This is a genomic window from Pandoraea sp., from assembly GCF_004297875.1.
Taxonomy (GTDB): Bacteria; Pseudomonadota; Gammaproteobacteria; order Burkholderiales; family Burkholderiaceae; genus Pandoraea.
In genome coordinates this window covers 200,963-219,977 of record NZ_SCSK01000035.1, presented here as the reverse complement: position 1 = coordinate 219,977, position 19,015 = coordinate 200,963, and the positions used below count along the sequence as shown (strand labels likewise).

The window sequence follows — 19,015 nt, the reverse complement described above, 5'->3', positions numbered from 1 at the left end:
TAATGCGCGCGCCGGCCGCAAAGTCGGCACAGGCTGGACTTCCACGAATGACAGGCCCATGACTCACGATCTGAACAAACTCAAGCGGGACCCGGAGCGTACGCGCAAGCGCATTCTCGAGGCCGCGACCGAGGAGTTCTCCGAGCGCGGCTTGAGCGGTGCCCGGGTCGATAGCATCGCCCGTCGCGCCGACGTCAACGAGCGCATGCTGTATTACTACTTCGGCAATAAGGACCAGCTTTATCTTGCCGTGCTGGAGAAGGTCTACGGCGATTTCAACGACGCCGAGCACGCGCTGCGGCTCGAGGCACTCGCCCCGCTCGACGCGGTCCGGGAGCTGGCGCATTTCATCTGGAACTATTATCAGCAGCATCCGGAGCTGATTCGGCTGATCAATAACGAAAACCTCCACGAGGCGCGCCATATGCGCGAATCGACCCGGGTCCAGGCGTTCGTCTCACCGATCGTCGCAATGCTGGCGTCGGTGCTCAAGCGAGGCGAGGCCGACGGCACGATCCGACCCGGCGTAGATCCGGTGCAGTGCTATGTAACGATCTCTGGCCTCGGCTATTACGTGCTCTCCAACCGGCACACACTGACCACCGTGATGGGGCGCGACCCCCTCGCACCCGAGGAGCGGGCCCGCGCGATGGCATTCCACACTGACATGCTGCTGAATTACCTGCGCGCGGGCGCTCAATCGGTTCGTTAGCGAGCGGAGGCCGTCTTGGCGACGGCCTTGGGCATGGGATTGTCGTAAGCGCGAATGAAATCCCTGATTTTCGGGTAAATCACCGTGCGCCACCGGCTTCCGGAGAAGATGCCGTAATGCCCGCAGCCGGGTGCGGTGAAATGCTGGCGATGGCTCGCCGGAATGCCGGTGCATAAATCATGCGCGGCTTCGGTCTGCCCGCTGCCCGAAATGTCGTCGAGTTCGCCCTCGATCGTGAACAACGCCGTGCCGGTGATGTCCTGCGGGCGCACGCGCTCGCCACGCACGTCCCACGTGCCCTTGGCCAGGCGAAATTCCTGGAACACCGTGCGAATGGTCTCGAGGTAATACTCGGCCGCCATGTCGAGTACGGCGTTGTATTCGTCATAAAAGCGCCGATGCGCTTCGGCGTCGTCGTTGTCGCCACGCAACAGGTCGAGATAGTAGTCCCAGTGCGAGGTGACGTGCCGGTCGGGGTTCATCGCGACGAAGCCGGCATGTTGCAGGAAACCGGGGTATACCATCCGGCCGGCGCCCGGATAGTTGCTCGGCACGGCATAGATGACGTTATCGCGGAACCATTCGAAGGACTTGTTGGTGGCCAGCGAGTTGACCGACGTCGGACATTTGCGCGCATCGATCGGCCCGCCCATCATGGTCATGGTCTTGGGCGTGGGCTCGTCGTTGCTGGCCATCAGCGAAATCGCCGCGAGCACGGGAACGGTGGGCTGGCAGACCGAAATCACGTGCAGATTTTCGGCGCCGATGTGACGAATGAAATCCTGGATGTAGGCGACATAGTCGTCGAGATGGAACGGCCCTTCGGAGACCGGCACCATGCGTGCGTCGTTCCAGTCGGTAATGTATACCTTGTGGTCCTGCAGCAGCGTGCGCACGGTGTCGCGCAGCAGCGTGGCGTGATGGCCGGACAGCGGCGCGCAAACCAGCACCGTCGGCTCTTCCTTCATGTCCCGGACGGTGCTGGTATCGTCCGAGTAGCGCTTGAAGCGCAACAGGCTGCAAAAGGGCTTTTCAATGATGGTCTGTTCGATGATCGGACACTTGCGGCCGTCTTTTTCGATCTGGCGAATGCCGAATTCCGGTTTTTCGTAGGCTTTGCCCAGGCGGTAAAGCAGTTCATAACCGGCGGCGACCCGGGCGGCGCCAGGAATCAGGGCAAACGGGCTGGCGGGGTCGGCAAACGACTTCGCCGCGGCCTCGGCCCACGCCGTCATCGGATTTAACCAGGCGCGCTGATATTCATGAATTTGATACAGCATGGCATGCCTTGGAACGATGAGAATGATTTGATTATGCAGTACATTGATTTTGTGTGCAACGCAACAAAATCAATGGCTTGGATTTTTCATTTCCAGACGGAACGGCCCGCCGAGGCGGGCCGTTCCGGTTCGGCCAAGGAGGGCCAAATAGGCGTTAGCGCAGCACCTGGGCGATCGCAGCGACGACCGGGTCGATATTGGCGTTATTGAGCGCCGCAACGCAAATTCGACCGGTACTGACCGCGTAGATGCCGAATTCCGTCTTCAGTCGCTCGACCTGCTCGGCGCTCAACCCCGAGTAGGAGAACATGCCGCGCTGCTGCGCGACAAAGGAGAAGTCGCGCGCGACCCCTTGCGCCTTGAGCTTGGTCACCAGCGCATGGCGCATCGTGCGGATGCGCTCGCGCATTTCGCCAAGCTCCTGTTCCCACAGCGCGCGCAGTTCCGTGCTATTGAGCACCGCCGAGACGATCGAGCCGCCATGCGTGGGCGGATTCGAGTAGTTGGTGCGAATCACCCGCTTGATTTGCGACAGCACGCGGGTGCTTTCATCCTTGCTGGCGGTAACGATCGACAACGCGCCGACTCGCTCGCCATACAGGGAGAAGGACTTGGAGAACGAGCTGGAGACAAAAAAGCTCAGGCCGGCGTCGGCGAACATACGCACGGCTGCCGCATCCGGTTCAATGCCCTCGCCGAATCCCTGGTAGGCGATATCGAGGAACGGCACCAGGTCGCGCGCGCGAACCGCGTCGACTACCTGTTGCCACTGTGCCGAAGAGAGATCGACGCCGGTCGGGTTGTGGCAGCAGGCATGCAGTACGACGATGGAGCCGGCCGGCAACTTGCCGAGCGCGTCGAGCATGCCGTTCAGGTTCACGCCGTGCGTGGCGGCGTCGTAGTACGGATAGGCCACCACCTCGAATCCGGCGGCGGAGAAAAGCGCGCGGTGATTTTCCCAGCTCGGATCGCTGATGGCGACCTTGGCGGAGGGGTTGAGCTGGTGCAGGAAATCGGCGCCGATCTTGAGCGCGCCCGTGCCGCCCAACGCTTGCGCCGTTACCACGCGACCCTCGGCAATCAATCGCGACTCGGCGCCGAACAGCATTTTCTGCACCGCCTGGTCGTAGGCGGCAATACCTTCGATCGGCAGATAGCCGCGCGGCGCGGCAGCGGCGACCCGCGCCTTCTCTGCTTCCTGCACGGCGCGCAACAGCGGAATGCGTCCTTGATCATTGTAGTAGACCCCCACGCCAAGGTTGACTTTGGTGGAGCGGGTGTCGGCATTGAAAGCTTCGGTCAGGCCAAGAATGGGGTCGCGAGGGGCCAGTTCGACGGCGGAGAAGAGCGTCATGATAGATCGGCTTTGAGAGAGGAAACGTGGGTCGGGCGAGCGCCCCGGGGGCGCAAACATGCATTGTAGCGGAGAAATACCACCTCCGGCGGCGCCGGGCAGGGCGGCGGTGCGCGGGCCGGGCTCGCCGGTGACGAAGACGGTAGAATGCTCTTTTGCCGTCCCGGGCGCAGGGCCCTGCCAAACGCCATGCCAGATTTGCACAAAGTTTCCGACGCGCTCGACGAGAGCAAGTTCATCAGCTTCGAGGGCTCCCCTTACCGCCTGTATCAGCCGTTTGCGCCAGCTGGCGACCAGCCCGAGGCGATCCGTCAGTTGGTCGAGGGCATTGCCGACGGGCTGTCATATCAGACGCTGCTGGGCGTGACGGGCTCAGGCAAGACCTTCACGATGGCCAACGTCATTGCCCGCCTTGGGCGTCCCGCCATTGTGTTCGCGCCGAACAAAACGCTCGCGGCCCAGCTTTACTCCGAATTTCGCGAATTTTTCCCCCATAACGCGGTGGAATACTTCGTCTCGTATTACGACTACTACCAGCCCGAAGCATATGTTCCGCAACGCGACCTGTATATCGAGAAAGACTCGTCGATCAACGAGCATATCGAGCAGATGCGCCTGTCGGCCACCAAGAGCCTGCTGGAGCGGCGCGACACCGTGATTGTGGCGACCGTCTCGGCGATATACGGTATCGGTAATCCAAACGAATATCACCGGATGATCCTGGTGCTGCGCCAGGGCGACAGGATCGGCCAGCGCGAGGTCATCGCGCGGCTGATCGCGATGCAGTACACGCGCAACGACATGGATTTCGCGCGCGGCACGTTTCGGGTGCGCGGCGACACCATCGATATTTTCCCTGCCGAGCATGCGGAACTGGCCGTGCGGATCGAACTGTTCGACGATGAGATCGAGTCGCTGCAATTGTTCGATCCGCTTACCGGGCGCATACGGCAGAAAATTCCACGCTTCACGGTGTACCCATCGTCGCACTACGTCACGCCGCGCGAGACGGTCATGCGCGCGATCGAGGCAATCAAGGAAGAACTGCGGGAACGGCTCGATTTCTTCTACCGTGAAAACAAGCTGGTCGAGGCGCAGCGGCTCGAACAGCGCACCCGCTTCGATCTCGAAATGCTGCAGGAGCTCGGCTTCTGCAAGGGCATCGAGAATTACTCGCGCCACCTGTCCGGCGCACAACCGGGCGAGCCGCCACCGACCCTGGTCGATTATTTGCCCAGCGATGCGCTGATGTTTCTGGACGAGTCGCATGTGCTGATCGGGCAATTCAACGGCATGTACAACGGCGACCGCGCGCGCAAGGAAAATCTGGTGAATTACGGATTCCGCCTGCCCTCCGCACTGGATAACCGGCCGCTCAAATTCGCCGAATTCGAGCGCAAGATGCGGCAGGTGATTTTCGTTTCGGCCACACCCGCTGATTATGAAAATCGTCAAGCCGGCCAGGTGGTCGAGCAAGTCGTGCGCCCGACGGGCCTGATCGATCCGGAGATCCTGGTGCGTCCAGCGCACAATCAGGTGGATGACGTCCTGTCGGAAATCCATCAACGGGTCAAGGTCAACGAACGTGTACTGGTGACGACACTGACCAAGCGCATGGCCGAGCAACTGACCGAATATCTGGCCGACAATGGCATCAAGGTGCGCTACCTGCACAGCGATGTCGACACGGTCGAGCGGGTTGAAATCATTCGCGATCTGCGGCTGGGTGCGTTCGATGTGCTGGTCGGCATCAATTTGCTGCGCGAGGGCCTCGACATTCCCGAGGTGTCGCTGGTGGCGATTCTCGACGCCGACAAGGAAGGCTTCCTGCGGGCCGAGCGTTCGCTGATCCAGACCATCGGCCGGGCCGCGCGCAACATTCATGGGCTGGCGATTCTCTACGGCGACAAGGTCACCGACTCGATGCGCCGGGCGATCGACGAGACCAATCGTCGGCGCGCCAAGCAGACTGCGCACAACCTGGCGCTGGGAATTACGCCGACCTCCGTGACCAAGCGCATCAAGGACATCATCGACGGCGTGTACGATCCGGACGAGGCGCGCGCGGAATTGAAGGTCGCCGAGGAGCAGGCGCGCTATCAAGAGATGAGCGAAAAGCAGTTGTCGAAGGAGATCAAACGACTGGAAAAATTGATGCAGGAGCACGCGCGCAATCTCGAGTTCGAGCAGGCTGCCCAGGTGCGAGACCAGTTGTTGCATGTCAAGCAGCAGGTCTTCGGCGCGGATGGTGCGGGAGAGATGGCGGCGCTCTGAAATGCGGTCCAATAAAATTTGCCCCGCCGCGCGAATTTCTGTTTGCTTATTTTTCTCGACGCTATATACTTCACTCCCTCTGACGCGGGGTGGAGCAGTTGGCAGCTCGTCGGGCTCATAACCCGAAGGTCGCTGGTTCGAGTCCAGCCCCCGCAACCAGTCCGAATCATCACCAAGGCCCGCCACCGCGCGGGCCTTGGCGTTTTAAGCGGTCGCCGCGGTCGATTCGGCGTGCATCGGCGGGCCACGAATCACGCAAGGCAATAGCTTTTGCTTCAAGGTGTTAGCGCAAGCTTGAACATGTTATCAACAAGCTTGTGCACTTTTTCTGTGGATAAGGCACCATGCCAGCCGAGGCATTCCGCGGCATCGATGCCGTCCTATAATTCGTCATCGCGCCACACCGGCGGCGCTTTCCCTTTGGATTCGACGAAATGCGGAAAGTCTCTGTCCTGTTCGTTTGCATGGGCAACATCTGTCGCTCGCCAACCGCCGAGAGCGTGATGCGGCGCCTGGTCATCGAGGCGGGTTTGGGCGATGAGATCGTGATCGATTCGGCCGGCACCCACGGCTATCATCTGGGCCATGCTCCCGACCGACGCAGCCAGGCCGCAGCCGCCGCGCGCGGCTATGATCTGGCGGCACTGCGCTCGCGCCTGGTGACGAACGAAGACTTTCAGCGCTTCGATTGGCTCCTGGCGATGGACGCCGACAATCTTGCCGAATTGCGCGCGCGCTGCCCCGCCGCGCAACACTACAAGCTGGCTTTGCTGATGCGATTCGCGAGCAAACATGCAGCCGAGCATGTGCCCGACCCGTATTACGGCGCGGCGCAAGGTTTCGAGCAGGTGCTCGATTATGTCGAAGACGCTTGCGCCGGGCTGCTGTCGCATTTACGCGAACGCTTGCGCGCCGATTCCTGACGGATCTTTATTAAATGTCATGCTGCTGACCTTGCGCACGTATTGGAGGAAGTGGCGAGTCTCCCGCCACGCCGGACAGCAACTCGACGCGCTGCTCGCGCACGCCGACCCTGCCGCGCCGCTGGGGGTGCGTAACCAGTGGCTGATCGAGGTCGCGCATTGGTTGCATCGCGGTGGTTCGCTGCCTGAAGAGTTGCGGTGCGACGCGGGCGAGGTGCCCGGCAAAGGCGCGGCGTTCCCGCCTCATACGCGCCTGCGCTACCTGCTGCAAATGCTGGAGCGCAATCCCGCATGGCGGCTTGCGGTGGCGCGCACGCTGCGATCGATCATTCATGAGAGCGATGCCATGTCATTGCTTTGCGATACCGGTATGCCAGTGCGTTCCGGATTCTGGGGAGCGCTGGTCGAACGCCTCGAAGCGCACTTGATTCCGCCCCCGCCAACGCGTCGCGACCTTGGCGCGCTCTTCACGTTGATGTTCAACTCGGCCGATGATGCCGAGTGGGTCGTCGAATTGCCGGATGACCTGCGCATCGCGCTGGCCGATCTGCTGCAATTCGAAGTGGCCGACGATGAACGCGACTGGAATCGCTTTGCGCAGGATCTGATGGCGGCGATGCACAATCTGGTGAGCCAGATCGGCTCGACCGGCTTGTCTTACGTGGTGCGCACCCGGCTGGCCGAAGTGCGCTCGACAGAGTTACCCTTTTATCGCCTGAGTCGCGCCATGCAGGCGGTCGAAGATGCCGCGCAGGACTTCGGCAGCGGCGCGCCGCCCAGCCAGCGCCTGCTTCAGCAAGTGAATTATTTCCGGCTGGTGCTGGACAATTGCCGACGTGCGATCGGTGAAGTGTATGCGCATTTGGACGACAATGGCGTCAGCGTCGAAATCGTCTTTCAGGTCGAGCGCATGCGCACGCGCATTCGCTGGCTGGAGCGACTGCTCGAGGCGTGGCTGGCGACCGGCAGCGATGCCCTCCAGGCGCGCATCAGCCTGCTGGGAGAACTGATCCGGGCCAACCGTGCCAGTCAGAGCGTCGCATCGCTGGCGAGGACCTCATTCGGCCTGCTCGCGCGCAAGGTGGTCGAGCGCAGCGCCGAGACCGGCGAGCACTACATCGCCAGAGATCGTTCGGCCTATCTGTCGATGCTGAAGATGGCTGCCGGCGGCGGGTTGGTGACGGTAGCCACCGTCTATTTCAAGTTTTTTATCGTCGGGGCACATCTGCAACCCATGGTAGAGGGTTTTCTGGCCGGCTTGAATTATGCGGCAAGCTTTCTGTTGATGCATTTTTGCCATTTCACGCTGGCAACCAAGCAGCCGGCGATGACGGCACCGGCGATCGCCGGCAAGCTCGATGGCGTGCATACGCCGGAGGGCATGGCCGCCTTCGTCGATGAGGTGATCGCACTGGTGCGCACCCAGGCGGCGGCCATTTTCGGTAATCTTGCGCTGGTTTTTCCGGGCTGCTTGTTGCTCCAGTGGCTTGCCGCCAGCGCGCTGGGCGTCGACCTGATTTCCCCGGCCAAGGCCAACGCGACGCTGACGTCCTTTTCGCTCTTTGGCTGGACGCCGATCTATGCCGCCCTGACCGGCGTCTTGCTGTGGTTTTCCAGTGTGTTATCGGGGTGGGCCGACAATTGGTTCGCGTTTCATCGGTTGGGCGACGTGCTGGCCTATAACCGCCGTTTGCGTTTCGTTTTCGGCGACCGCGGCGCGGCCCGTCTCGCGGCGTTTTGTCGCGAACACGTATCGGGAGTGGTGGGCAATGCCGGTTTGGGGTTGATGTTGGGCCTGGTGCCGGCAATTCTTACCGCCTTTGCGTTGCCGTTCGAAGTACGTCACGTAACGCTGAGCACCGGAGCGATCGCCACGGCGCTGGGAGTGCTGGGGCCGCACGCGCTGGATATGCGGATGCTTTGGCTGGCGGTCTCGGGAATCGCCAGCATGGCCGTCCTGAACGTGGCGGTAAGTTTTATGCTAGCCTTTCAGATGGCCCTGCGTTCTCGCCCCCTGCGACCCGTCGATCGGCGTCTGATCCACCGGGCCATCTGGCGCGCGATTTGGCGAAATCCGCTTTGTTTGATTTTTCCTATTGCGCCAAAAGCAAAAATCAATCCTGAATAACTTGACTAAATCTGTAGGGTATTTATACTTGACCGAAATAGTCGAGATTAAATCCCTGCACGATCATGAGACTCACCACGAAAGGACGTTTCGCCGTCACGGCGATGATCGACCTGGCCATGCGCCAGGACGGTGGGCCCGTGACGCTCGCGGGCATCAGTCAGCGTCAGCACATTTCCCTATCCTATCTCGAGCAACTGTTCGGCAAGCTGCGCCGCCATGAGATCGTGGAGAGCGTGCGCGGTCCCGGCGGCGGCTATAGCCTGGCACGCCGCGCCGAAGATGTCACGGTGGCCGATATCATCATCGCGGTCGACGAGCCCCTGGATGCGACGCAATGCGGCAGCAAGGGCAATTGCGAAGGGCAGGAGGGCGCCAAGCGCCAATGCATGACGCACGAATTATGGGCGACATTGAACCAGAAAATGGTCGAGTACCTGGATTCGGTATCCCTGAAGGATCTGGTCGAGCAGCAGCGCAACAAGCAGGCACAGTCCTCGGTGCTGCATGATTCGCGCGAGTCGGCGCCGCCGCGCAGTGTGGGTGCCAGGATCCCCAATTCCGTATTCGATATGGCTCGTTCATAGCGCGAGCAAGAGAGCTTTTGGAGCATTCATGAAAAACGACACCCTGCAACTCCCGATTTACATGGACTACAGTGCGACCACGCCGGTCGACCCGCGCGTTGTGGACAAAATGCTGCCCTATTTGCGCGAACAGTTCGGCAACCCGGCATCGCGCAGCCATTCGTTCGGCTGGGCAGCGGAGCGCGCCGTGGAAGAGGCTCGGGAGCAGGTGGCGGCGCTGGTCAATGCGGACCCGCGGGAAATCATCTGGACTTCCGGCGCGACCGAGTCCGATAACCTGGCCCTCAAGGGGGCAGCGCATTTTTACCGTGGCAAGGGCAAGCACATCATCACGCTCAAGACCGAGCACAAGGCCGTGCTAGATACCTGCCGCGAGCTCGAGCGCGAAGGGTTTGAAGTCACCTACATGGACGTCAAGGAAGACGGTCTGCTCGATATCGAAGCGTTCAAGCAGGCGCTGCGCCCCGATACCATTCTGGTGTCGGTGATGCTGGTCAATAACGAAATCGGGGTGATCCAGGACATTCCGCAGATCGGTGAAATCTGTCGCGACAAAGGCATCATTTTTCACGTCGATGCGGCCCAGGCGACCGGCAAGATGGCGATTGATCTGGCCGACTGGAAGGTCGACCTGATGGCTTTCTCGGCGCACAAGACTTATGGCCCCAAAGGCATCGGCGCGCTGTATGTGCGGCGCAAGCCTCGCGTGCGCATCGAGGCGCAGATTCACGGCGGCGGTCATGAGCGCGGAATGCGCTCCGGCACGTTGCCCACGCATCAAATCGTCGGCATGGGCGAGGCGTTTCGCCTGGCGCGGGAAGAAATGGCGGTCGAGAACGAACGCATCCGGATGTTGCGCGACAAGCTGCTGCATGGCCTGACCCAGATGGAAGAGGTGTACATCAACGGTGACATGGAGCACCGCGTGCCGCACAACCTGAACATCAGTTTCAATTTCGTCGAAGGCGAGTCGCTCATCATGGCGATCAAGGACGTGGCAGTCTCCTCGGGGTCGGCCTGCACGTCGGCTTCGCTGGAGCCTTCATACGTGTTGCGCGCACTGGGGCGCAACGACGAGCTGGCACACAGCTCGATCCGTTTCACGGTTGGCCGGTTTACCACGGAGCAGGACGTCGATTATGTCGTCAAGCTGCTGCAGGGCAAGATCGCCAAGCTGCGCGATCTCTCGCCGCTGTGGGAGATGTACAAGGACGGCATCGACCTGAACTCGATTCAATGGGCGGCGCACTGAGCGATCGCCGGATAGATTCCACGGAATTCTAGGAGTACGTTATGTCTTACAGCAGCAAAGTTCTGGATCATTATGAAAACCCACGTAACGTGGGCTCGTTCGACAAGGGTGACGATGCGGTCGGCACCGGTATGGTCGGCGCGCCGGCTTGCGGCGACGTGATGAAACTACAGATTCGGGTCAATGAGCAGGGCGTGATCGAGGATGCCAAGTTCAAAACCTATGGCTGCGGCTCGGCGATTGCGTCATCGTCGCTGGTGACCGAATGGGTCAAGGGCAAGACGCTCGATCAGGCACTGACGATCAAGAACACGCAGATCGCCGAGGAATTGGCGTTGCCGCCGGTGAAGATTCATTGCTCGATTCTGGCCGAGGACGCGATCAAGGCGGCCGTGGCCGATTACAAGCAAAAGCACGAGGCGGCAGCGGATCAGGCAGCGGCCTGATCGAACTGGCGGATTCGATATGGCAATTACATTGACCGAGAAGGCCGCGCAGCATGTATCGCGCTATCTGACGCGGCGTGGCAAGGGCGTGGGCCTGCGACTGGGCGTGAAAACGACAGGATGCTCCGGCCTGGCATATAAGCTGGAGTATGCCGATGACATCGAGCCGCATGACGAAGTGTTCGAATGCCACGGCGTGAAGGTCATCGTCGATCCGAAAAGCCTGCCTTATATCGATGGCACGGAACTCGACTTTGCGCGCGAGGGATTGAACGAAGGTTTTCGCTTCAACAATCCCAACGTCAAGGATGAGTGCGGTTGCGGTGAGTCGTTCCGCGTCTGACCCGTCACCGACCGGCGTGCCGCGCCGGATCATCGGCTTTCACCTTGACGACGAAGGGCACTGGGTGGCCGAGTTGGCCTGCGGACATGGCCAGCATGTGCGTCATGATCCACCCTGGCAAAATCGCCCGTGGACCCAATCGGCGCAGGCGCGCGAGGCCCGCATCGGCAGTGTGCTGTACTGCCGGAAATGCGAACTTGGCGAGCCGGCCGACACATGGCAGGTGCGGGGCGAGGAATGACGGCGCCACGCAGGTGCCAGGCAACGAATCAAGGCGGCGACAGCCGCTTTTTTTCTGGGGCGTATGCAGTAACGACAGTGGGGTGGCATGGCACAAAATTCAGGAACGACTTCAGGAACGACGAACGCGCTCAAGGGCGATTACTTTGAACTGTTCGGCTTACCGCAGTGCTTCGCGGTCGATGTGGCGGCGCTGGAAAGTGCTTACCGTGCCGTGCAGGGGCAAGTCCACCCTGACCGTTTTGCCAATGCCGGCGCGGCGCAGCGGCGCGCGGCCATGCAGTGGGCGGCACAGGCCAACGAGGCGTTCCAGACCTTGCGCCAGCCGCTCAAGCGGGCGGTATATATGCTTGGCTTGCACGGCGTCGACGTGGCGGCCGAGAGCAATACCGCGATGGCGCCGGCGTTTCTGATGCAGCAAATGGAATGGCGCGAGACCATCGACGATGCGGTTTCCGCGGGCAATCCCGGTGCGCTGGAGCGATTGCTGGACGAGTTGCGCGACGAAAAGCGCGCACGGTACCAGAAGCTTGGCGAGTGGCTCGACAGCAAGGCGTATCAGCCGGCGGCCGAGGCGGTGCGGCAGTTGATGTTTATCGAGCGGGCCGAGCAGGAAATTGTGCAGCGCATAGAGCGTCTGGAAGATTTGGCGTGACGATGGTGTATGGGCTCGCAGCGGCGGGCTTGGCGCTATCGTGACGCGGACCGATTAACGAGACCGGCTGAAACATGCCGCCGGCCCGAAGCAAGTGAATTATGGCGTTATTACAAATTTCCGAACCGGGGATGTCCCCCGCGCCGCATCAACGGCGTCTGGCGGTGGGCATCGATCTGGGAACTACGCACTCGCTGGTGGCGACGGTGCGCAATGGCGTGGCCGAAGTTCTGCCCGACGAAGCGGGCAGGGTCCTGTTGCCCTCGGTGGTGCGCTATCTGGCTGGCGGCCGCACGCATATCGGACATGCGGCGAAGGACGCCGCGGTTGAAGATCCGCGCAATACGATCGTCTCGGTCAAGCGCTTCATGGGGCGCGGCCTGGCCGATGTCGTCGACGCCGACAACGCGCCTTATGATTTCGTCGACGCTCCCGGCATGGTGCAGTTGCGCACAGCCGGTGGCGTCAAGAGCCCGGTCGAAGTGTCGGCGGAAATCCTCGCCACATTGCGCCAGCGCGCGGAGGATTCGCTCGGCGACGAACTGTTGGGCGCGGTAATCACGGTGCCCGCGTATTTCGATGACGCCCAACGCCAGGCTACCAAGGATGCCGCGCAACTGGCGGGGCTGAATGTGCTGCGCCTGCTCAACGAGCCGACGGCCGCGGCGCTTGCGTATGGACTCGACAACGGTGTCGAAGGTCTCTATGCGGTATACGACCTGGGCGGCGGCACGTTTGACATTTCCATCCTGCGTCTGACCAAGGGGGTGTTCGAAGTGCTGGCCGCGGGCGGCGACTCCGCGCTTGGCGGCGACGATTTCGATCAGGCACTCTATCGCTGGATTCTTGCCGAGGCTGGTTTGCCGGCAGTGCTCGCGCCGCAGGACGTGCGCCAACTGTTGAACCAGGCGCGCACGGCCAAGGAGGCACTGTCTTCAAAAGAGCAGACCAGCGTCGCGGCGACGCTCAGTGACGGTCGGACTGTGAGTCTGACGATCAGCGCTGCGCAATTCGTCGAGTTGACCAGGCCTTTGGTGCAGAAAACCATCGGACCGATGCGCAAGGCGCTGCGCGATGCCGGCATTGGCGCGCAAGAGGTCAAGGGCGTCGTGCTGGTGGGCGGCGCGACGCGCATGCCGCATGTGCGTGCCGCAGTCGGCGAGTTCTTCGGCCAGCCGCCGTTGACCGATCTCGACCCTGATCAGGTGGTCGCGCTGGGCGCGGCGATTCAGGCCAATCTGCTGGCGGGTAATCGCGCGCCCGGTGACGATTGGCTGCTGCTCGATGTGATTCCGCTGTCGCTCGGCGTGGAAACGATGGGTGGCCTGGTGGAAAAGATCATTCCCCGCAACTCGACCATTCCGGTCGCGCGCGCCCAGGAATTCACCACCTTCAAGGACGGCCAGACGGCAATGGCCATCCACGTGCTGCAAGGCGAGCGCGAACTTGCCGACGACTGCCGCTCGCTGGCGCGGTTCGAGTTACGCGGCATCCCGCCCATGGCTGCCGGCGCGGCCCGGATTCGCGTGACCTACCAGGTCGACGCTGACGGCCTGCTCTCGGTGGTGGCTCAGGAAATTCACTCGGGCGTGGAAGCGTCGATCGTGGTCAAGCCGTCCTACGGGCTGGCCGACGATGATATCGCGCGCATGCTGCAGGACAGTTTCAGTGCTGCCGAGGTCGACATGCGCGCACGCGCCCTGAGAGAAGAGCAGGTCGAGGCCGAGCGCTTGATCGCCGCGACCGAGAGCGCGTTGGACGCCGATCATGATCTACTCGATGCGGCTGAGCGCGCACGCATCGACGCGCAAATCGCTGCCTTGCGGGCGCTGGCGACCGGCACCGATCATCTGGCGATCAAGGATGGCATCGACGCGCTTGCCCGAGCCACAGAGGATTTTGCGGCGCGCCGAATGGACAAGAGCATCCGGGCCGCGCTGGCCGGACGCAAGGTGAACGACCTGGATACGTAGACGGCCGATTCTCGCCGATTCGAGTGTAAGAAACTGCGGACCCCTAAAAATGTCACAAATCGTTGTATTACCCCACGTCGAACTCTGCCCGGAAGGCGCCGTGTTGGAAGTTCAGCCGGGCAAGAGCATTTGCGATACGTTGCTCGAGAACGGCATCGAAATCGAACACGCATGCGAGAAATCGTGTGCCTGCACTACCTGTCACGTGGTCGTGCGCGAAGGGTTCGATACCCTGGAGCCCGCCGAGGATGACGAGGAAGATCTGCTTGACCGCGCCTGGGGTCTGGAACCCACCTCCCGCCTGTCGTGCCAGGCGATCGTGCCTGAGGATGCCGAGCTGGTCATCGAGATTCCGAAATACTCGATCAACCACGCCAAGGAAAATCATTGATCGTTGCCGCGGGAATTCCCGCGGATGTGGCAGCTTGAGGAGAAATTACGATGAAATGGACCGATACGTTGGACATTGCGATTGCGCTGTACGAGACCCATCCCGACGTCGATCCACGTTATGTGCGATTCACCGATTTGCATAACTGGGTGATATCGCTGGAGGGCTTCGACGACGATCCGAAGCACTCAGGGGAGAAGATTCTCGAGGCGATTCAAATGGCCTGGATCGACGAAGCGCGCTGAGCTTCTTCCGCAGCCGCGGCGTTGGATAATAAAAAGGCGATCCCGCAGGATCGCCTTTTTATTACCGCGAGCCCGCCGGACATTATCCGGCCAGCACCAGCCTGCCATTCTCCAGTCGCACGCGGGTGCCCGGCTGCACGCCGGGAGCACTGCGGTAGTTGAAGCTGCGCCAGGTGCCATTGTCCATGTGGACGCTGACTCGATAATAGGTTTCCGACCGCATATTCTTTTCGACTTCGTTACCGGCCAGGCCGCCGCCCACGGCGCCCACGACCGTCATGGCCGCGCGACCGTTGCCGGCGCCGAACTGATTGCCGAGCAGACCGCCAGCCAGTGCCCCGCCGATGGCCCCGATACCCGTACTGGTGCCTTGCGTGCGCACCGGGGTGACCGAGGCAACGGTGCCGCAGACGCTGCAGACGCTGGCTCGCTGATGGGCGCGGGCCTCCTGGACTTCGCGCGCACGCGCCTGGGCAGCGTTCTGCTCTGCGGTGCGCGGCGAAGTCGGTTGCGGCGTGCTCCCTGCCTGTGTCACCGTAGGCGTGGGACCGTTCGTGCCCAGTGCTTTGGGCAGCACGCCGGTGATGGCGGCCACCGCGACCAGACTTGCGACCAATACCGCGCCGGCCGCGGTCGCCACCAGCGGGTGCAGGCGGCGTGATGAGTTGTTGGTATCCATAATAGATTCTCCCGCGTATTCCATATTCTTTTGGTACCAGCCTGATTGGGAGGGCTGGCTTGGCGTAAGTGTCGGTGAATTGCGGAACGCCGATGGTTTCAATTTGTAACGGGTTGTAAGCCTGCCGGCCGTGCGGTATCAGCCAAGCGCCATGACGGGCGAAGCGACAAGGGCTACACAATGGACGCGACGGGGCGGCCCCGATGGCCGCTCAGAAACGGTTACAAATTCGACGCCGGTCTCGCGGGCGCGGCGCCCGTCGGACGCTTGCCGGACAGGCCGTGCCGCGAGGACTGGCGCGCAAGAATAAAAAGGGCGGCCGGGGCCGCCCTGACGGAGTTGCCGAGATGGGGCTCAGTCTTCCCTGCGCATGTGAGGAAACAGAATCACGTCACGAATGTTTGGACTGTTGGTCAGCAGCATGACCAGGCGGTCGATGCCGATGCCGCAACCACCGGTCGGCGGCATGCCATATTCGAGTGCACGGATGTAGTCGGCGTCATAGAACATCGCCTCCTCGTCGCCCGCATCCTTCTGCTCGACCTGTTTGCGAAACCGTGCGGCCTGGTCTTCCGGATCGTTGAGCTCGGAGAACCCGTTGGCGATTTCACGTCCGGTAATGAACAGTTCGAAGCGTTCGGTGACGCCGGGGATTCGATCCGAGGCGCGCGCCAGCGGCGATACTTCGACCGGGTAATCGACGATGAAGGTGGGTTCCCACAACTGACTCTCCGCCGTCTCCTCGAACAGCGCCAACTGGAGCGCGCCGAGCCCGGCATTGAGAAAATTGGCGGCTTGCGTATCGACACCGAATTTCTTGAGTTCGGTGCGCAGGAATGCGGCATCCTGCAATTGCGCGTCCGTGTAGTGCGGCGCGTACTTCTGGATCGCGGCGCAAATGGTCAGGCGGTGAAACGGTTGGGAGAAATCCAGTGCGCGGCCTTGGTATTCGATGCTCGCCGAGCCGTGTGCGTCGGTCGCAGCCTGGCGGATCAGGTTTTCAGTGAAATCCATCAGCCATGTGTAATCGGTATAGGCTGCATAGAACTCCATCATCGTGAATTCCGGATTGTGGCGCGGCGATACGCCCTCATTGCGGAAATTGCGATTGATCTCGAATACGCGTTCAAATCCACCGACGATCAGCCGCTTGAGATACAGTTCCGGCGCGATGCGCAGGTACATATCCATGTCCAGCGCATTGTGGTGGGTAATGAACGGCTTGGCCGCGGCACCGCCGGGAATCACGTGCAGCATCGGCGTTTCGACTTCCATGAAGTCGGCGTCGGCCATGTATTTGCGGATCGAGGCGATCGCCCTGGTGCGCGCGGCGAACGTCGCTCGCGTCTCGGGCGATACGATCAGGTCGACATAGCGCTGGCGATAACGCGTTTCCTGATCTGCCAGCCCGTGGAATTTGTCCGGCAACGGGCGCAATGCCTTCGACAGCAGGCGCAGTTCCTTGACGCGCACCGACAGTTCGCCCTTGTTGGTGCGGAACAGCACGCCGCGCGCGGCAATGATGTCGCCCATGTCCCAGTGCTTGAAGGCCGTCTGGGTTTGCGCTCCGACATCCTCGGCGCTGATGAAGAACTGAATCTGACCCGTGGCATCCTGCACGGTGGCGAAGCTGGCCTTGCCCATGACTCGCTTGAGCATCATGCGGCCGGCCACTGCGACAGCATGCTGCTGCGCCTCGAGCTCTTCCTTGGTGACCGAGCCAAAACGCGCATGCAGGTCGCCGGCATGGTCGGTGGGCCGAAAGTCGTTGGGGTAGGCTACGCCAGCGGCCCGAATCGCTTGCAGCTTCTCGCGGCGCTCGGCGATGATCTGGTTTTCGTCTAGCGCCTCTGGGGCATCTGGGGGGGTGTTGCGGGAGTCGGTCATGGGCGGCATGGAGAGTTTTATTCGGTAAAGCGAAGCGCGTGCAGTAGCGCGTTTTTCATCTGGCCGTCGGGCGCACCCAGCCAGATCAGTTCAGTCTTGTCCTCATGATGCATCGAGGCTTGCGGCGCGGCGCCAGGATCGCGAACGAACATGCCCACCATGGTGTTCGAGCGTGGCTCGAACAGGACGTGGACGTGCTCGCTCGGGCAATCGTGAGGCTTGCAGCTTTCGGTCAACAGCCATGGCTTGCCGTTGACCTGTACCCGCTGCGCCGGCGTCGACGTGCCGCCTGTCCTGACCCACTCGGGCAGGGCCGCCCCAGCGATCAGTTGTCGGTACGCGTCGGCGAATATTGGCATTTTCAGCAAGTCGTGCAAGTACGGGCCGGATGCCTCGCCAGCGAGTTTGCCGTCATCATGCGCCAGCCCGGCGCAGTCCGACGACGTGGCCGAGGCCGGCAGGCTCATGCGGCTGGCATGCGCGCTGGCGATGCCCAGCCCTGCCAATGCCAGTACGCATAACAGCCGCCGCATCGTCATACCCCTTGCTTCAGGCTGGCGACGATGAAGTCATCCAGGTCGCCGTCGAGCACTGCGCGCGTATTGCTGAGCTCGACGTTGGTGCGCAAATCCTTGATGCGCGACTGATCGAGCACGTATGAGCGGATCTGATGACCCCAGCCCACGTCGGTCTTGCTCGACTCGAGTTTGTCCTGCTCGGCCTGGCGCTTGCGCAGTTCGAACTCGAACAGGCGCGATTTGAGCATCGCCATGGCCTCGGCGCGATTGCGGTGCTGCGAGCGATCGTTCTGGCACTGCACGACGATGCCGGTCGGCAAGTGGGTGATGCGCACCGCCGAGTCGGTCTTGTTGATGTGCTGCCCGCCCGCGCCGGAGGCACGGAACGTGTCGATGCGCAGATCGGCCGGATTGATTTCGATTTCGATCGAATCGTCCACCTCCGGGTAAACGAACACGCTCGAGAACGAAGTATGACGGCCGCCCGACGAATCGAACGGTGACTTGCGCACCAGCCGGTGAACGCCGGTTTCGGTACGCAAGAAGCCGTACGCATATTCGCCGTTGACCTTGATCGTCGCGCTCTTGATGCCGGCTACGTCGCCGGCCGATTCCTCGAGGATCTCGGTCTTGAAGCCCTTGCGTTCGCAGTATCGCAAGTACTGGCGCAGCAGCATGGCGGCCCAGTCGCAGGCTTCGGTGCCGCCAGCGCCGGCCTGGATGTCCAGAAAGCAATTGTTGGGGTCGACCGGATTGTTGAACATCCGGCGAAACTCCATGTCGCCGACGCGGCGGGCAATCGCGGCGGTGTCGGCCTCGACTGCGAGCAGCGTTTCCTCGTCAGCTTCCTCGCGCGCCAAATCGAACAGGTCCTGCGTGTTGCGCAGGTCCTCGTCGAGCGAGGTCAAGGCGAGCACGACGCCTTCGAGTTGCTTCTTTTCCTTGCCGAGTTCCTGGGCGCGCTTGGTATCGTTCCAGACGTTCGGATCCTCGAGCTCCCGGTTGACGGAGTCTAGACGCTGTTCCTTGGCATCGTAGTCAAAGATACCCCCGTAGCTCGCCGGCGCGGGTGCGCAGGTCGGCGAGCAAAGTTTCGATGGCGTTGAGGCGTTCGGCTTCCATGAGCAG

General features: G+C 61.6%; 19 protein-coding genes and 1 tRNA gene. 14 read left to right on the top strand and 6 right to left on the bottom strand.

Translation table 11 applies throughout. The features are described from left to right. Positions 1–70 precede the first annotated feature (70 nt). Positions 71–712 carry a TetR/AcrR family transcriptional regulator gene (locus tag EPN80_RS10210; RefSeq protein ID WP_293026583.1) on the top strand — a complete coding sequence of 214 codons (642 nt, stop codon included), beginning with the start codon at positions 71–73 and terminating at the stop codon, positions 710–712. On the opposite strand, the gene phaZ is transcribed toward EPN80_RS10210, so the two are convergent. Beyond that, positions 709–1,992 carry a polyhydroxyalkanoate depolymerase gene (gene phaZ / locus EPN80_RS10205; protein WP_293026366.1) on the bottom strand — a complete coding sequence of 428 codons (1,284 nt, stop codon included), beginning with the start codon at positions 1,990–1,992 and terminating at the stop codon, positions 709–711. The two genes, EPN80_RS10210 and phaZ, sit on opposite strands and share 4 nt — an antisense overlap. Before the next feature lie 154 nt (positions 1,993–2,146). Further along, positions 2,147–3,346, bottom strand: a complete 1,200-nt coding sequence (locus EPN80_RS10200; protein WP_293026364.1) for an amino acid aminotransferase — start codon at positions 3,344–3,346, stop codon at positions 2,147–2,149. A gap of 189 nt (positions 3,347–3,535) precedes the next feature. On the opposite strand from EPN80_RS10200, the gene uvrB reads away from it, so the two are divergent. The 13 genes from uvrB to iscX all read left to right on the top strand — a co-directional run bounded on the left by uvrB (position 3,536) and on the right by iscX (position 14,803). Next, entirely contained in the window at positions 3,536–5,620 is a 2,085-nt protein-coding gene (gene uvrB, locus EPN80_RS10195; protein ID WP_293026362.1) for an excinuclease ABC subunit UvrB, read from the top strand. Between the two features lie 83 nt (positions 5,621–5,703). Next, positions 5,704–5,779, top strand: a tRNA-Met gene (locus EPN80_RS10190). A 275-nt stretch (positions 5,780–6,054) separates the two neighbouring features. Continuing rightward, positions 6,055–6,543, top strand: coding sequence for a low molecular weight protein-tyrosine-phosphatase (locus EPN80_RS10185; RefSeq protein ID WP_293026360.1), 489 nt, complete (start codon positions 6,055–6,057; stop codon positions 6,541–6,543). Positions 6,544–6,562: 19 nt separating this feature from the next. Further along, positions 6,563–8,671, top strand: coding sequence for a site-specific recombinase (locus EPN80_RS10180; RefSeq protein ID WP_293026358.1), 2,109 nt, complete (start codon positions 6,563–6,565; stop codon positions 8,669–8,671). 65 nt (positions 8,672–8,736) lie between these two features. Further along, positions 8,737–9,258, top strand: coding sequence for a Fe-S cluster assembly transcriptional regulator IscR (gene iscR, locus EPN80_RS10175; protein ID WP_293026356.1), 522 nt, complete (start codon positions 8,737–8,739; stop codon positions 9,256–9,258). A 28-nt stretch (positions 9,259–9,286) separates the two neighbouring features. Then, positions 9,287–10,510: an IscS subfamily cysteine desulfurase gene (locus EPN80_RS10170; protein WP_293026354.1), complete on the top strand. Its 1,224-nt coding sequence runs from the start codon at positions 9,287–9,289 to the stop codon at positions 10,508–10,510. A 41-nt stretch (positions 10,511–10,551) separates the two neighbouring features. Then, on the top strand, positions 10,552–10,956 hold the full coding sequence (iscU, locus tag EPN80_RS10165; RefSeq protein WP_293026352.1) for a Fe-S cluster assembly scaffold IscU: 405 nt from the start codon (positions 10,552–10,554) through the stop codon (positions 10,954–10,956). A gap of 19 nt (positions 10,957–10,975) precedes the next feature. Then, positions 10,976–11,299, top strand: coding sequence for an iron-sulfur cluster assembly protein IscA (gene iscA, locus EPN80_RS10160; protein WP_293026350.1), 324 nt, complete (start codon positions 10,976–10,978; stop codon positions 11,297–11,299). Positions 11,300–11,315: 16 nt separating this feature from the next. Beyond that, positions 11,316–11,540, top strand: coding sequence for a DUF3565 domain-containing protein (locus EPN80_RS10155; protein WP_293026581.1), 225 nt, complete (start codon positions 11,316–11,318; stop codon positions 11,538–11,540). 87 nt (positions 11,541–11,627) lie between these two features. Next, positions 11,628–12,194, top strand: coding sequence for a Fe-S protein assembly co-chaperone HscB (gene hscB, locus EPN80_RS10150; RefSeq protein WP_293026348.1), 567 nt, complete (start codon positions 11,628–11,630; stop codon positions 12,192–12,194). A gap of 101 nt (positions 12,195–12,295) precedes the next feature. After that, positions 12,296–14,167 carry a Fe-S protein assembly chaperone HscA gene (gene hscA / locus EPN80_RS10145; RefSeq protein WP_293026346.1) on the top strand — a complete coding sequence of 624 codons (1,872 nt, stop codon included), beginning with the start codon at positions 12,296–12,298 and terminating at the stop codon, positions 14,165–14,167. 49 nt (positions 14,168–14,216) lie between these two features. After that, a complete protein-coding gene (gene fdx, locus EPN80_RS10140) occupies positions 14,217–14,558 on the top strand; it encodes an ISC system 2Fe-2S type ferredoxin (RefSeq protein ID WP_293026344.1) in 342 nt (113 codons plus the stop codon). Between the two features lie 50 nt (positions 14,559–14,608). Beyond that, complete coding sequence (gene iscX / locus EPN80_RS10135) at positions 14,609–14,803, top strand: Fe-S cluster assembly protein IscX (RefSeq protein ID WP_293026343.1); 195 nt, start codon at positions 14,609–14,611, stop codon at positions 14,801–14,803. 82 nt (positions 14,804–14,885) lie between these two features. Here the strand turns inward: iscX and EPN80_RS10130 are convergent, their stop codons facing one another. The 4 genes from EPN80_RS10130 to prfB all read right to left on the bottom strand — a co-directional run bounded on the left by EPN80_RS10130 (position 14,886) and on the right by prfB (position 19,009). Next, the gene (locus EPN80_RS10130; RefSeq protein WP_293026341.1) at positions 14,886–15,482 is read right to left on the bottom strand and encodes a glycine zipper 2TM domain-containing protein; all 597 of its coding nucleotides are present in this window, start codon (positions 15,480–15,482) and stop codon (positions 14,886–14,888) included. A gap of 354 nt (positions 15,483–15,836) precedes the next feature. Continuing rightward, complete coding sequence (lysS, locus tag EPN80_RS10125) at positions 15,837–17,369, bottom strand: lysine--tRNA ligase (RefSeq protein ID WP_293026580.1); 1,533 nt, start codon at positions 17,367–17,369, stop codon at positions 15,837–15,839. 17 nt (positions 17,370–17,386) lie between these two features. Continuing rightward, positions 17,387–17,908, bottom strand: coding sequence for an Ivy family c-type lysozyme inhibitor (locus tag EPN80_RS10120; RefSeq protein ID WP_293026339.1), 522 nt, complete (start codon positions 17,906–17,908; stop codon positions 17,387–17,389). Continuing rightward, positions 17,905–19,009 (bottom strand): peptide chain release factor 2 gene (gene prfB, locus EPN80_RS10115; RefSeq protein ID WP_293026337.1). Its coding sequence is split into 2 segments (ribosomal slippage): positions 17,905–18,927 and positions 18,929–19,009, totalling 1,104 coding nucleotides; the frame shifts between segments, so codons are not numbered across the junction. The genes EPN80_RS10120 and prfB overlap by 4 nt, the downstream gene beginning before the upstream one ends. Positions 19,010–19,015: the final 6 nt, after the last annotated feature.